Source organism: Streptomyces sp. NPDC001348, assembly GCF_053597535.1.
This window is the reverse complement of the sequence record NZ_JBSFIK010000001.1, coordinates 318,601-333,163: the sequence shown is the minus strand read 5'-3', so window position 1 is coordinate 333,163 and position 14,563 is coordinate 318,601. Positions and strand designations below refer to the sequence as shown.

At 72.8% G+C, this 14,563-nt stretch carries 10 protein-coding genes and 1 pseudogene; 9 read left to right on the top strand and 2 right to left on the bottom strand.

Annotated features, from left to right (window positions below):
• Positions 1–23 precede the first annotated feature (23 nt).
• Both ACWC21_RS01530 and ACWC21_RS01525 read left to right on the top strand, forming a co-directional pair.
• Positions 24–1,451 (top strand): MFS transporter, encoded by a 1,428-nt coding sequence (locus tag ACWC21_RS01530; RefSeq protein WP_450876914.1) that lies wholly within the window; start codon positions 24–26, stop codon positions 1,449–1,451.
• 295 nt (positions 1,452–1,746) lie between these two features.
• On the top strand, positions 1,747–2,946 hold the full coding sequence (locus tag ACWC21_RS01525) for an IS701 family transposase (protein WP_450876912.1): 1,200 nt from the start codon (positions 1,747–1,749) through the stop codon (positions 2,944–2,946).
• Between the two features lie 2 nt (positions 2,947–2,948).
• On the opposite strand, the gene ACWC21_RS01520 is transcribed toward ACWC21_RS01525, so the two are convergent.
• On the bottom strand, positions 2,949–4,856 hold the full coding sequence (locus tag ACWC21_RS01520) for a helix-turn-helix domain-containing protein (RefSeq protein ID WP_450876910.1): 1,908 nt from the start codon (positions 4,854–4,856) through the stop codon (positions 2,949–2,951).
• 395 nt (positions 4,857–5,251) lie between these two features.
• On the opposite strand from ACWC21_RS01520, the gene ACWC21_RS01515 reads away from it, so the two are divergent.
• Positions 5,252–5,926, top strand: coding sequence for a methyltransferase domain-containing protein (locus tag ACWC21_RS01515; RefSeq protein ID WP_450876908.1), 675 nt, complete (start codon positions 5,252–5,254; stop codon positions 5,924–5,926).
• A 61-nt stretch (positions 5,927–5,987) separates the two neighbouring features.
• Entirely contained in the window at positions 5,988–8,132 is a 2,145-nt protein-coding gene (pabB, locus tag ACWC21_RS01510; protein ID WP_450876906.1) for an aminodeoxychorismate synthase component I, read from the top strand.
• A gap of 324 nt (positions 8,133–8,456) precedes the next feature.
• Here pabB and ACWC21_RS01505 read toward each other — a convergent pair whose 3' ends face one another.
• Complete coding sequence (locus ACWC21_RS01505) at positions 8,457–9,428, bottom strand: transaldolase family protein (protein ID WP_450876904.1); 972 nt, start codon at positions 9,426–9,428, stop codon at positions 8,457–8,459.
• Positions 9,429–9,724: 296 nt separating this feature from the next.
• Here ACWC21_RS01505 and ACWC21_RS01500 point away from each other — a divergent pair, with 296 nt between their 5' ends.
• The 5 genes and pseudogenes from ACWC21_RS01500 to ACWC21_RS01480 all read left to right on the top strand — a co-directional run.
• A complete protein-coding gene (locus ACWC21_RS01500; protein WP_450876902.1) occupies positions 9,725–10,894 on the top strand; it encodes a 3-deoxy-7-phosphoheptulonate synthase in 1,170 nt (389 codons plus the stop codon).
• Between the two features lie 41 nt (positions 10,895–10,935).
• A complete protein-coding gene (locus tag ACWC21_RS01495) occupies positions 10,936–11,706 on the top strand; it encodes a 2,3-dihydro-2,3-dihydroxybenzoate dehydrogenase (protein ID WP_450876900.1) in 771 nt (256 codons plus the stop codon).
• A 43-nt stretch (positions 11,707–11,749) separates the two neighbouring features.
• Positions 11,750–12,430, top strand: a complete 681-nt coding sequence (locus tag ACWC21_RS01490) for an isochorismatase family protein (protein ID WP_450876898.1) — start codon at positions 11,750–11,752, stop codon at positions 12,428–12,430.
• Complete coding sequence (locus tag ACWC21_RS01485; protein ID WP_450876896.1) at positions 12,427–14,316, top strand: anthranilate synthase family protein; 1,890 nt, start codon at positions 12,427–12,429, stop codon at positions 14,314–14,316. Before ACWC21_RS01490 ends, ACWC21_RS01485 begins: the two co-directional genes overlap by 4 nt.
• A pseudogene (locus ACWC21_RS01480) lies at positions 14,313–14,563 on the top strand (hypothetical protein); the annotation flags it as partial. The gene ACWC21_RS01485 and the pseudogene ACWC21_RS01480, both read left to right, overlap by 4 nt.

Below are 14,563 nucleotides of genomic sequence, written 5' to 3'. Positions count from 1 at the left end.
GGGGGCGGACGCAGGCTCGCACCATGACCGAAACCGTCACCACGCCCACCGTCCGCGCACCGGCCGCGCCACCCACGCTCGGCTCGCTCGGGCTGCTCACCGTCCTGCTGGGCGCGTCCCTGCCCCTCGTCGACTTCTTCATCGTGAACGTCGCCCTGCCCACCATCGGCACGGACCTGCACGCGGGCGAGGCCGTCCTGGAACTGGTCGTCGCCGGGTACGGGGTGGCGTACGCCGTCCTGCTCGTCCTCGGCGGACGGCTCGGCGACCTCTTCGGCCGACGCCGGCTCTTCCTGGGCGGCATGGCCGCCTTCGGCCTGACCTCGCTGGCCTGCGGACTCGCGCCGGACGCCTGGAGCCTGGTCGCGGCGCGGGTCGCGCAGGGCGCGTCGGCGGCCGCGATGCTGCCGCAGGTGCTCGCCACCATCCAGGCGGCCACCGAGGGCCCCCGGCGGGCCCGTGCCATGAGCCTCTACGGCGCCACCGCCGGCCTGTCCATGGTGGCCGGCCAGATCCTCGGCGGCGTCCTGGTCGCCGCGGACATCGCGGGCACCGGCTGGCGCTCGGTGTTCCTGGTGAACGTGCCGGTCGCGGTCGTCGGCCTGGTGCTCGCCGCCCGCGCCGTCCCGGAGACCCGCTCGCAGCGCCCCGAGCCGGTCGACACCGCCGGCACGGTCCTGCTCGCGCTGTCCCTGCTCACGCTGCTCGTCCCGCTCACCGAGGGCCGGGCGGCGGACTGGCCGCTGTGGACGTGGCTGTCGCTGGCGGCGTTCCCGGGTGTCGCCTCGGCGTTCTACGCGGTGGAACGGCGCGCGGACCGGCAGGGCCGTACGCCGCTGGTGCCGCCGAGCCTGTTCGCCCTGCGGTCGCTGCGCCGCGGGCTGGTGCTGATGGTGCCGTTCTCCATCGGCTTCAGCGGGTTCATGTTCGTCATCGCGGTCGCGTTGCAGCGCGGCGCGGGCCTCGGCCCGGTGCCGGCGGGACTCGCGCTCGCCCCGATGGCGGTGGCGTTCCTCGTCGTCTCGCTCGCCGGGCCGCGCCTGGTCACCCGCTACGGCAGCCGTGTCGTCACCTTCGGCTCGGTGGTCCAGGGGGTCGGCCTGGTGCTGATCGTGCTGGCCGCCTGGCGGGACTGGCCGGACCTGGGCCTCGTCGAACTCCTCCCCGGCGCGGCGGTCGCCGGCGCCGGTCAGGCGCTGCAACTGCCCGTCGTGATGCGGATCGTGCTGTCCGAGGTGCCGTCCGTCCGGGCCGGTGTCGGCAGCGGGGTGATGGTCACCACCCAGCAGTCCGCCCTGGCGCTCGGCGTGGCCACCCTGGGCACCCTGTTCCTGTCCCTCGTCCCGGGCCACGGCATGCGGGACGCCCTGGTGACGACCCTGCTGGTGCAGCTGGCCGGGGTGGTCCTGACGGGGCTGCTCAGCCTGCGGCTGCCGCGCCGGGTGGGGTGAGACACGTCAGCGGCCGTGGCGGGCGGCCGGTGCCCGCCGGGGCGCCGGCGCCCGGGCGGGACCGTCGGCGGCCCCGCGCCCGCCCGTCGGCAGCCGTCGGTCCCGCCGGCTGCCGCGGAAGTCTCTTCCACCTGCTCAAGGGGCTTGTCCACGCCCTCGCGGTGGCCGGACCAGCGCCCCGGTGCGCAGGTGTGTGGCCTGCTCACCTGTTGCCGCGGGCCTCTCGCGCAGCACCGTGAAGGCACCCCCTCCGCTCCGGATAGCGGGGGTGCCGAGTTTGGGGGTGCTGGGAGAGATGACAACCATGAACGCCGTGCGACACCTCGAGCACGAGGTGCCGGACGCCACCGTCGAGGAGTTGTGTGCCGAGCTGTTCGCACCGCTGCCGCGTGCCGACCAGCGGGTCAAGGGCGCGCAGTATCTGTACGGGCTGCTGACCGCCGACGGACGCAAGACGGTGCGCAACATCGCCGCCCATGTCGGTGGCGGTTCGGCCGAGCAGAGCCTGCATCACTTCGTGTCCTCGTCCACCTGGGACTGGACGCCGGTACGGGCCGCCCTGTGCCGTTATCTGGTACGGGTGCTGCGGCCCCGGGCCTGGGTCGTGCGGCCGCTGGTCATCCCGAAGGCCGGGCGGCACTCGGTGGGCGTGGCCCGGCGGTTCGTGCCCAGCCTCGGACAGGTGGTCAACAGCCAGGAGGCGCTGGGGGTCTGGGCCGCGAACGAGGAGATGAGCGCGCCCGTGCACTGGCGGCTGATGTGCCACGAGGAACGGCGGCGTGCCGGTGCCGCCCTCGGACTGCGCCGCTCCTGGGCCGAGCAGCCCGAGGGCGCCGACGCGGAGTGTGTCGCGACCACCGCCATGGAGGTGCGTGAGTGGGCTCTGGGCACCCCCCGGCCGGTCGTCGTGGACCTCCCGGACTGCGACGCCAGGGCGCTCGCACAGCTGTTCGCCGCCGAGCGCCAGCCGATGCTGACGGCGGTCAGCGGGGCCACCCGGCTCGTGATCGCGGACCGGTCCCGGCTCCCCGGCGACACCGACCGCGAGGTCTCCGCACAGCAGTTGCTGAAGATGGTGCGGTCCCTGCGCCGGCCGGTCACGTGGTTCGACCCGCACCTCGGCCGCGACCGGACCAGTCTGGCGGCGACCGTGCAGGTCCGGCTGGCGCCGTCGTCGGAGCCGCTGCTGCTGGTCGGTGAGTGGGACGATCCGCACGGCTGGCCCCGGCGGCAGTGGGTCACGAACCTCACCGCCGGGCCCGTCGGCGCACTGCTGCGGCTCACCAAGCTGGCACTGCGCGCCGAGGCCGACTTCTCGCGGATCTCCGTCCCGGTCGGACTCGTCGACTTCGAGGGCCGCTCCTTCAACGGCTGGCACCGGCACACCACCCTGGCGTCCGCCGCCCACGCCGTCCGTTCGCTGACGGCGGCCCCGGCCGGCGGCGGAGCGGTGCCGCAACTCGTTCCGGCGGACGGCGGCCTGCGCTCCGCCTGACGTCAGCCCCTCGCCGGGTCGGTCTGCCGGCGCTGCTGGTTCCTCTGGAGCACCCTGCGGGTGCGGTAGAGCTGCAGGGCCAGCTGCACCTCGAGTGCCTGCGCCGGTTCCTGCCACTTGTCCCCGAGGAGTTCCGTGATGCGTTCCAGACGACGGGAGACCGTATTGGGATGCACGTGGAGTCGCTCCGCGGCGTAGGTGGGACTGCCGCCCGCGGCGAAATACTCCTCCAGAGTGCGGGCCAATTCCGTGCGCTGCAGATTGTCGTAGTCGAGAACCGGACCAATGGTGTTGCTGATGAACCCGCTCGTGTTGGGATTCTCGGACAACAGGAGACCGAGAAAACCGAGTTCCTGCGGTGAGGCGGTGCTGCCGATGCTGCCGAGGGCCACCACGGCGTCCAGACAGCGCTTGGCCTCCTGGTAGGTCCGGGCCACGGCCGCGGGGGTCTGGGCCGGGCCGGAGGTGCCCACGGTCACCTGGCGGTCGAGCACCGCCGCCAGTTCCTTGGAGAGAGCGGCCGCCGCGGCCTGGGGGGCGGCGCCCGGCAGCAGGAACACCAGGCATTCCCCGACCGCGCTCTTGAGCCCACCCCGCCGGTGCGCGTAGGCCGACGCCCACACCAGGGCACGGCCCTGGATGCCGCCCTCGGGACGGGCCGCCACCACGACATGGGGCTCGTCCAGGTCGAGGTTGAGCCGCCGGGCCCGCTCGGCGACGTGCTCCAGGTCCGACGGCGAGCCGCTGATCAGATCCCGCAGCAGTTCGTCGCGGGTCTGGCCCTCGACGACGGCCGCGCTGCGTTGCATCAGCAAAACGACCGCGACGCACTGGGAGACCATGCCGAGGATTTGCACATGGTGCTCCTCGGCCTGGTCGGGGGGTCTCAGGACGAGGGTGCCGAGCATCTCCTCGCCGGCGATCGCGGGGGCCACCCACAGCCCGCCGGGCGAGCGCACCGGGCGCCGTTCGGCGTGCGCGTCGAGCGAGGTGCCGACGATGTCGTCGGCGGCGGACGTCTCCGGGAAGTCGCCCACGACCACCAGTTCACGGTCCGCCGGGTCGCGTACGCTCAGCGGGCCGTCGAGTAACCGGGCCGCCTCCGTGGCGAGAACCTGCAGGTCAGCGCCTGCGAGCACCAGGTCGATCAGCTGGCTGTGGGTGCTGCGCAGCTTCTGCGCGAGCAGCGAGGAGTCCCGCTCGCGCGTGGTGTCCTCGGCCAGTTCGGCGATCTCCCGGCGGGTGCCGTCGAGCAGCCGGGCCTTCTGGATGGCGACGGCGACGAGGTCGGCCAGGGAGACCATCAGGGAGATCTCGTCGGGCGAGAAGTGGCGTACGGAGCGCCCGGAGGCGTAGAGGACGCCGAAGACCTCGTTCTCCTGCTGGAGCGGGACCGCCATCATCGCGCGCAGTCCCTCGGCCCGGACGACCTCGTCGACCTCCGCGGAATGCGTGAACGTTTCATCCGCAATGTAGTCGGCCGTCGAGAAGGGGCCCGTCTCCTTCATCGCCCGCAGCCCGAGCCCGCCCGTCATGGGTATCCGGAAGCCCACGGTGATGGCGGAGGCGTGGCCGTCCGCGGCCCGCACCAGCGACGCGTCCTCCTGGCGCTCGTACAGCGCGACCCATGACATGTCGACGCCGAACAGCAGCCGGGTGCGGCGGACGATCACCTTCAGCAGGGTGTCGAGCGAGTAGGGCAGCGTCAGGTCACGGACGGTGTCGACGAGCGCGATCAGTCCGGCCTCGCGTTGCCGTCGGCGTTCGAAGAGGGCCCGGATCCGCAGGGACAGGTCACGGGCCTGCTCCAGCTCGGCCAGCCGCTCGGGGCCGGCACCCTGCGCGCGGGCTTCCGCCACGACGTTCTCGAACTCGGCGGAGGGGGCTTCCCGGACGAGCAGTTCAAGCATTGTGAATGCACCTGCATTCGATGCGTCTGACCTCCGGATTTCCTGCACCGTGTCCGTTCCCCCCCTAGGCCGAAACACATCGCTCGCAAAATGTAAGTTGCCCGCGACGGCCGGGTCAACCAGAACCCTGGTGCAACACGCAGGTGAAACAGTACGGGCGGTGACTCGGGCACCATCGCCCGGGAGCGATGGTGTCGCCTGAGCACCTTTCGACGACGCGCTCCCACCGGCGAGGCTGACAACCGGTGCCGCGGTCGTGGCACCGGGGGCCGCACGGCGCGGTCCCGGCCGACCCTGGGGGAGATGGAATGTCGCAGGCGCAGTTGCTATCTGATGTCCCGGCTCCGGGCGCTTCCGCCGTCAGGAGCTACGAGCGGTCGATCAGCCGCAGCCGCATGTCGCGCACACGTGCGGACCGGCCCCGCGTCTTCACCCTGTGCGACCGGGAGTGGGACCTGTTCCCCGAGGTGTTCGCCCCGGTGTACTCGCCCTCCACCCGGGTCGCCGTCGAGTTCCTCGACCTCGCCCGGCCGCGCGAACGGCGGCACGGCTCGTTCCTCGAAGTGGGGTGCGGCACCGGGGTGGTGGCGACGCTGGCCGCGCTCGCCGGTCACGAGCGGGTGGTGGCCTCGGACGTGAACCTGATGGCCGTGGCGAACGCGGCCGCCAACGCCGAGCGGCACGGGGTCACCGACCGGATGCGCGCGGTGCACAGCGACCTGTTCGCGGACCTGTCGGCCGACGAACGCTTCGACCTGATCTTCTGGAGCTCCAACTACGTACTGGCGCCCGACGACTTCGCCGTGGAGACGCCGCACGAACAGGCCTACGTCGACCCCGGCTACCGCACCCACCGCCGCTACCTGGAGCAGGCCCCGCTGCGGACCACCTCGACGGGCTCCGCGCTGCTGCACTTCAGCGACCGCGGGAACGTCGCCGCGCTGTACCGCATGGCGGACGAGTGCGGACGCGAGCTCAGACTGCTGTCGGCCCGCCGGGTCCGCGAGGTGGAGTACGGCGACGACATCGTCGAGCACCTGCTGTTCGAGATCGTGCCGCTGTCCCGTTGAGCGGTTCCGCAAAGCACCTCGAAGACCTCTCCGACCAGCGACGAAGGGCCTGGGGACCACAGTGCGTACGCTGCTCATCGACAACTACGACTCGTTCACCTACAACCTCTTCCACCAGCTGACCGAGGTAAACGGCCGGGAGCCGGAGGTCGTCAGGAACGACGACCCGACGTGGCGCGCCGGGCTGCTCGCCGGCTTCGACAACGTGGTGGTCTCGCCCGGGCCCGGCACCCCGCACCGCGCCGCCGACCTCGGGATCTCCGCCGAGGTCGTGCGGGAGTCCCGGCTGCCGCTGCTCGGGGTGTGCCTCGGGCACCAGGCGATCGGGCTGTTCCACGGCGCGTCCGTGCACCGGGCGCCCGAGCCGCGGCACGGGCGGACGTCGCCGGTGCTGCACTCCGGTACCGGCCTGTTCACCGGGGTGCCCTCACCGATGGAGGTGGTGCGCTACCACTCGCTCGCGGTGAGCGCGCTGCCGCCGTGTCTGGAGGCGACCGCGTGGGCTCCGGACGGCGTGCTGATGGGGCTGCGGCACCGGACGCGGCCGATGTGGGGGATCCAGTTCCACCCCGAGTCCATCTGCACCCGGGACGGGACTCGACTGCTGCGGAACTTCGCCGAGTTGAGCCACCCCTACCAGCGGCCCCGGGCGCGGCGCGCCCACCGGCCCGGGGGCACGGCACCGGCGGTCGCGGTCCCCCGGGTGCGCCGGCTGCGGGTGCTGGTGGAGCGGATGCCGACGCGCTGGCACGACGAGGCCGCGTACGCCGTGCTGTTCAAGGGCGGTGACCACGCGTTCTGGCTGGACAGCAGCCGGCCGGACGAGCGGCGGGGGCGGTTCTCCGTGATGGGGGACGCCTCGGGGCCGCTGGCGCGGGTGGCGACCGCGGACGTGTCCAGCGGGACGGTGACCGTGCGTTCGGCGGCGGGCACCGAGATGTCCGCCGGGCCCTTCCTGGACTGGCTCGACCGGGATCTGCGCGGGATACGGACCGAGGTGCCGCCGCTGCCGTTCGCGTTCGCGCTCGGGTGGGTCGGCTACCTCGGCTACGAACTCAAGGCCGAGTGCGGCGGTGAGGCGGTGCACCGGTCACCCGATCCGGACGCGGTGACGGTGTTCGCGGACCGGGCGCTGGTCCTTGACCACGCCACCGGGACGACGTATCTCCTGGCGCTCGCGGAGGACGCTGTCGCGGGCAGCGCGGAAGAGGCACGCGCCTGGCTGGCCGGGGCACGGGCAGGGCTCGAGGAGGAGGCGGCGGGCCGGCTGCCGGAGCCGGTCGGGCCCGTGCGTCCGGGCGGTACGGCGGACGGCGACGACGGGCTCATCACGCTGCGCCACGACCGGACGGCGTACCTGGATCTCGTCGAGGCCTGCCAGGAGGAGATCGCCGCCGGGGAGACGTACGAGGTGTGCCTCACCAACATGGCGGAGGTACAGGGAAGTTACGACCCCTGGCAGAGCTACCTCAGGCTGCGGCGCGGGCATCCGGCACCGTTCGCGGCGCTGCTGCAGTTCGGCGGGCTGCATGTGCTGAGCACCTCCCCCGAGCGGTTTCTGCGGGTCGGGGCGGACGGGGTGATCGAGTCCGAGCCGATCAAGGGCACCCGTCCGCGGGGGGCGACGGCGGCCGAGGACGAGGCGCTGGTGGCCGAGCTGGGCGGGGACGAGAAGGACCGCGCGGAGAACCTGATGATCGTGGACCTGGTCCGCAACGACCTGGGGCGGTGCGCGGTGCCCGGTTCGGTCGAGGCCGACGACATCTTCCGGGTGGAGACGTACGCGACGGTGCACCAGCTGGTGAGCACGGTGCGGGCGAGACTGCGGGACGGGCTCGGGGCCGTGGACTGCGTCCGGGCGGCGTTTCCCGGCGGGTCGATGACCGGGGCACCCAAGGTGCGGACGATGCGGATCATCGACCGGCTGGAGGGCGGGGCGCGGGGGGTGTACTCCGGGGCCATCGGTTACCTGTCGCTGACCGGGGCGGCGGACTGGAGCATCGTCATCCGCACGGCCGTCGTCACACAGGACCGCGTGCGGTACGGCGTCGGCGGCGCCGTCATCGCCCTGTCGGACCCGGCGGCGGAGTTCGAGGAGACGGCCGTGAAGGCGGGGCCGCTGCTCGCGTTGACGGGGGCGCGGTTCCCCGGCCGGGAGCGCGTGGGCGGGTCGCCGGTGCCGACGGCGCACCGCCCGTTGGTGTGACCGCCCCCGCGGGCTGTCGCGCCCGGGCCCCGGCACGGGCCCCCGCTCCGGTCTGAACGGCCGCGTCCTGCGACGCCGTACGGGCTCAGTACCGGCAACCACCGCCGCGGGTTCCGACCCCGGCGGTGGAGCGTTTTCGACGGCACCACCACGCGAGGCCCGGGCAAATCCGGCCTCGCGACGTCCCGACCCGCGATGTCCCGACCCGCGATGTCCCGGATCGGGACGGGCCCCGGACGAGCGCGGTCTCGGCGGTGGAGCGGTTCGCGGACGATCCGGCCCCGCCGGGCCGTGTCCCGCGGGGCCCGGCCCGGTCCGCTCCCGTCAGCCCTCGGCGCGCCCCGACCGTACGCCCTCGCCGGAAGACGCCTCGAGCCGGCGTGTCGTCTCCTCCATGTCCACGCCCCACGACACCAGCTCCTTCAGGGCGCGGGCTCCCTCGGGGGCCGTGCCCATCAGGGCCTCGCCCGCGAGTTGGGCGTGCACGGCGGCCTCCTCCAGCCTGCCGACCGTGAAGACGTGCGCCGTGTTCGCCCCCACCAGCGGGGCGACCTGGCCCGGCGTCGAGTCCGTCCAGAGCAGCAGCGGAAGCTGGGCGCCGCCCGTGCGGATGACCCGCCACCAGTCGCTGCTGAGGCGGTCCTCGCGCATCCCGTACAGGCATCGGGCCGTCGCCACCGCCGCGGTGTCCCGGGCCGCGCCCGCCCGGGTGCGGCGCACGGCGTCCAGCCGCGCGTTCACCGCCGCGTCCAGCGGCCCCACCGGCACCGAGACCACCGAGGTGATCTCCTGCAGCGGCAGCCCGGACGCCAGCGCCCGCTCCATGCCGGCGAAGAAGGCGTCCAGGACCTCCCCGTACCGCTCCGCCGAGTACACGGGGCCGGCGTGCACCCCGATCCCGCGGGCGAGACAGTCGCGCAGCGCCATCAGCCCGGCCCGGTCGGCGGGCAGGCGTACCAGCAGGTTGGTGCGGCCGACCCGGTCGTACAGGTCCCGGGCCGCGGCGACGAGGTTCTCCGCGCCTGCCCCTCTCCCCCGGCCGACGGTCACGGACACGTGCCCGTCGCGGCCGTCGGTGTCCAGGTAGACGGGGAGCAGCGCGTCGCAGGCCCGGTGCAGCGTGGCAAACGGGACCTCGTCGAGCACCGTGCCCGCGACGAGCCGTCGGCGGGCCAGATGGCTCAGGACGTCGACGGTGGCGTCGGCGCCCCCGTCGGTCCCGTCGGCCGACAGCCACGGTGCGACCCCCTCGGCTGCCAACTGGTGCAGCATGGCACTGGCTGTTCGGCTGATCATAAGCGCCAAGCGTAGGACGCCCCGAAGCACCGGGCACGCGTTCGTCGGCAAGATTGTCAAGTCGGCTCGAGGCCTGTCGATGACGGCCCTGGCGGCGCACTCCGTATTCCCTGATTCCCCGGTTCTTTCCCTCCCCGGCGACTCCGCACCCTGCTCGTGCATTTCCCCGGCAGCACCTGACTGAAAATGTGCGACCTGACGAAGTGGCCTTTCCTCGATGGAGATCCCGCGGCGGAACTTCACACACTCGACGGCGCAGTCATGCCGGGCGACCGCGAGAGCACTGGAGGTGCCACGTGCAGCAAGTCGCACTATGGGAATCACTGCCCGCAGACCAACAGCCGGACTGGCCCGACCGGAGTGTTCTGCTCCAGGTCCACGAGGAATTGCGCGATTCTCCCGCCCTGGTGCGCGGCGCGGACGTGACGGCGCTGCGCGCGCTGCTCGCCCGTGCCGCCGCGGGTGAACTGCAGGTGATACAGACGGGCGACTGCGCGGAGGATCCGGCCGAGGCGACGGCCGGCCACGTGGCGCGCAAGACGGCGCTCCTCGACGTCCTCGCCGGTCTGATGAAGGCCCGCTCGCACCGGCCCGTGATCCGGGTGGGCCGGCTCGCCGGGCAGTTCGGCAAGCCGCGCTCCAGCCCCTCCGAGATCGTCGGGGGTGTCGAACTGCCGGTGTACCGGGGGCACATGGTGAACGCCCCGGAACCCGATCCGGAACTGCGCAGACCCGATCCCAAGCGGCTGCTGACCGGCTACCGGGCGGCCTCCGACGTCGTGGAACTGCTCGGCTGGGTCGGCGACAGCAGCCCCCCGCGCGTCGAGGCACCCGTGTGGACCAGCCACGAGGCACTTCTGCTGGACTACGAGGCGGCCATGCTGCGCTCCCAGCCGGACGGCTCGCTGGTGCTCACCTCGACGCACTGGCCGTGGATCGGCGAACGCACCCGGCGGCTCGGCGGCGCGCACGTCGCGTTCTTCGCCGCGCTCTCCAACCCCGTCGCGGTCAAGGTCGGGCCGACGATGACACCCGGGGAGCTCCTCGAGCTGTGCGCGCGCCTCGACCCGGACCGGGAGCCGGGGCGTCTGACGCTCATCTCCCGCATGGGCGCGGGGAAGGCCGCGGAGCGGCTGCCCGCACTGGTGCGCGCGGTGCGCGCGGCGGGACATCCGGTGATCTGGCTGTGCGACCCGATGCACGGCAACACGGTGACCACTGCCCACGGATTCAAGACGCGTTATCTGGAATCCATCGTGCGGGAGGTGGAGGAATTCCAGGACGCTGTTCCCGCGGCGGGCGCGGTGGCCGCCGGACTCCATTTGGAAACCACCCCCGACGAGGTCCACGAATGCGTCACCGACGCATCCTGTGCAGGTGAGATCGGCGAGAAGTACACCAGCTTCTGCGATCCCCGGCTGAATCCTCGCCAGGCAATCGACGTCGCGTCCGTCTGGCGTGTCTGAACGACCGGCCGCGGTCGCGGCCGAATAAGGAGCCAACCGTCATGCAGGAAAAGACCGCTCTGGTCACCGGTGCGGCCGGAGGCATAGGGACGGCGGTGGTGGAGGCGCTCGCGGCGCAGGGGGTCAAGGTGGCCGCCGTCGACCGTGACCCCGACCGGCTCGACGTCCTCGTCAAGGAGGCCGCCGAGCGGAACCAGGTCGTCCAGGCCTTCCTCGGCGACGTCACCTCCAGCACGTTGGTCGAGGCCCTGGTCACGGACATCGAGGAGCAGCTCGGGCCGATCGACTACCTCGTCAACGCGGCCGGCGTGCTCCGGCTCGCCGAGGCGCGGGCCCTGACCGACGAGGAGTGGAGCGTCACCTTCGCCGTCAACACCACCGGTGTCTTCTTCGTGTCGCGCGCGGTGGTCAACCGGATGGTGCCCCGGCGGCGTGGCGCGATCGTCACCATCGCTTCCAACTCGGCGGGCACCGCCCGGACCGAGATGTCGGCGTACGCCGCGTCCAAGGCCGCCGCGACCATGTTCACCAAGTGCCTCGGCCTGGAGGTGGCGAAGTTCGGCATCCGCGCCAACATCGTCGCCCCCGGCTCCACCGACACCCCGATGCTCTCCGCCATGTGGACCGACCAGGGCAGCGCGCGGGCCTCCATCGACGGGGTCCCGGAGGCGTACCGGGTCGGCATTCCCCTGGGGAAGCTGGCCCGCCCCACGGACGTGGCGAACGCGGTGGCGTTCCTGCTGTCCGACAAGGCGTCCCACATCACCATGCACGACCTGACGGTGGACGGCGGCGCGGCCCTCGGCGTCTGAGCCGCCGCCCCGCCTCCCGGTCCCGGACCCAAGGAGCACGACCGTGCCAGGCATTCCTCCCATCCGCCCCTATCCGCTGCCCACCGCCGGCGAACTGCCCGCGAACACGGCGCGCTGGACGCTCGACCCCGAGCGCGCGGTGCTGCTCATGCACGATCTGCAGAAGTACTTCCTCGCGCCGTTCCCCGCGGGGCGGCAGCCCGTCGAGCAGCTCGTGCGCAACGCCGCCCGGCTGCGCGACCGCTGTGCCGCCCTCGGCGTCCCCGTCGCCTACACCGCGCAGCCGGGCGGCATGACCGACGAGCAGCGGGGACTGCTGAAGGACTTCTGGGGCCCGGGCATGACGCCGAGCCCCGAGCACCGCCAGGTCGTCGCCCCGGTGCGGCCGGCCGCCGGGGACTGGGTGTTCACCAAGTGGCGCTACAGCGCCTTCCACCGCTCCGACCTGCTGCGGCGCATGCGTGACAGCGGCCGCGACCAGCTGGTCGTGTGTGGTGTGTACGCGCACGTCGGGGTACTGATGACGGCCCTGGACGCCTTCAGCCATGACATCCAGCCCTTCCTGGTGGCCGACGCCGTCGCCGACTTCAGCAGGCGTCACCACCGCATGGCCCTCGAGTACGCCGCCACCCGCTGTGCGTCCCTGGCCGTCACCGACGACCTGCTGGCCGCGCTGCCCCTGCCCGCGGAGCGTGAACTGTCGTACGCCGGAGGTGAGTCATGACGTCCGACGACCTGCTGGCACGGGTTCTCGGCGAGCGCCCCGGGCCGTTCGCGCTGGTCCACCGGCCCGACACCACCGGCCCCGACCGGCTGGACGTACTGCTCGGCGAGGTGGGCGAGGCCGCCACCCTGGCCGACGTGCCGCTCACCGGTCCCGCCGGGCCGGCCGGCGGTCCGCGCCAGGACGTCCTGGTCCTGATCCCCTACCGGCAGATCGCCGAGCGCGGCTTCGCGGCGGTCGACGACGGGACGCCGCTGCTCGCGATGACCGTTGAGGCCCAGACCACCATGGGCGTCGCCGAGGTGATGCGGCGCATACCGGACACGCCCGTCCGGCTGGAGGCCGGCGGTGGTTTCGACGTGGACGACGACGCCTACGCCGACATCGTGCGCCGGGTGATCCGGAGTGAGATCGGCACCGGCGAGGGCGCCAACTTCGTCATCAAGCGCTCCTTCACGGCCGACATCAGCGACTACTCGGTGGGCGCCGCCCTGCGGCTGTTCCGGCGGCTGCTGGAGCGTGAGTCGGGCGCGTACTGGACGTTCGTCGTGCACACCGGGGAGCGCACGCTCGTCGGCGCCTCGCCCGAGCGGCACGTGAGCGTGTCCGGCGGGCGGGCCGTGATGAACCCCATCAGCGGCACCTACCGCTACCCCGACTCGGGCCCCACCCTGCCCGGCGTCATGGAGTTCCTCGCCGACCGCAAGGAGGCCGACGAGCTGTACATGGTGGTCGACGAGGAACTGAAGATGATGGCCCGGGTGTGCGAGACCGGCGGCACGGTCGTCGGCCCCTATCTGAAGGAGATGGCCCGGCTCGCGCACACCGAGTACTTCATCGAGGGCCGCACCACCCGCGACCCGCGGGAGGTGCTGCACGAGACCCTGTTCGCGCCGACCGTGACGGGCTCCCCGCTGGAGAGCGCGAGCAAGGTGATCGAACGGTACGAGCCCCGGGGCCGCGGCTACTACAGCGGGGTCGTCGCCCTGATCGGCCGGGACGAGCGGGGCGGGCGCACCCTGGACTCGGCGATCCTGATCCGCACCGCCGACATCGACGCGCGGGGACGGATGTCACTGGGCGTCGGCGCGACCCTGGTGCGGCACTCCGACCCGCTGTCGGAGGTCGCCGAGACCCGCGCCAAGGCCTCCGGCCTGCTGACGGTGATGGGCGATCCGGAGCCGAACCGACTGGGTGACCACCCGGAGGTACGGGCCGCGCTGCGCGGGCGCAACGACACGCTCGCCGGGTTCTGGCTGAGCGGGGAGGAGACCAGGAAGCGGCGGGTGTCGGCGTTGGAGGGGCGTCGTGTGCTGGTGGTCGACGCCGAGGACACGTTCACCGAGATGATCGCCCATCTGCTGCGCGCCATGGGCGCCGAGGTGAGCGTGCGCCGCTACGACGAGCCGTACTCCCCGGACGGCGCCGAACTGGTCGTCATGGGTCCGGGACCGGGGGACCCGCGCGACGGCGGCCACCCGAAGATCGCGCATCTGCGGTCGGCGGTGGACGCACTGCTCGCACGCCGGCAGCCGTTCCTCGCGGTCTGCCTGAGCCACCAGGTGCTCAGCACCCGGCTCGGCTTCCCGCTCGTCCGCCGTGCGCACCCCAGCCAGGGTGTGCAGCGCGAGATCGATCTGTTCGGGCACCGGGAACGCGTCGGCTTCTACAACACGTTCGCCGCGCACAGCGAGGACGACAAGGTCGAGCGCCCCGGCCTCGGCACGATCGAGGTCAGCCGGGACCGGGCCACCGGCGAGGTGCACGCGCTGCGCGGGCCGGGCTTCCGCTCGATGCAGTTCCACGCCGAGTCGGTGCTCACCGAGGACGGTGTCCGCATCATCGCGGAGGCGCTGACCGGGCTGCTGGACGAGCAGTTCGTATGAGCGGGGAGGGGGAGGCACCGGGGCGCGGCGGTATGAAGGCGTCCGTCGTGTGGTGGGACCTCACGGGTACGGGGCGGACGATCGCGTCGCTGCGGGACTTCCTGCGGGAGGAGGCCGTCGACCGGTTCGCGCGGGTGCCGGGGCTGCGGCTGAAGGTGTGGATCTCGGACCCGGTCGCCAACCGGTGGGGCGCCGTGCTGCTGTGGGAGTCGGCCGAGGCCGCCGCCCGGCCGCTGCCCGCGCGGGC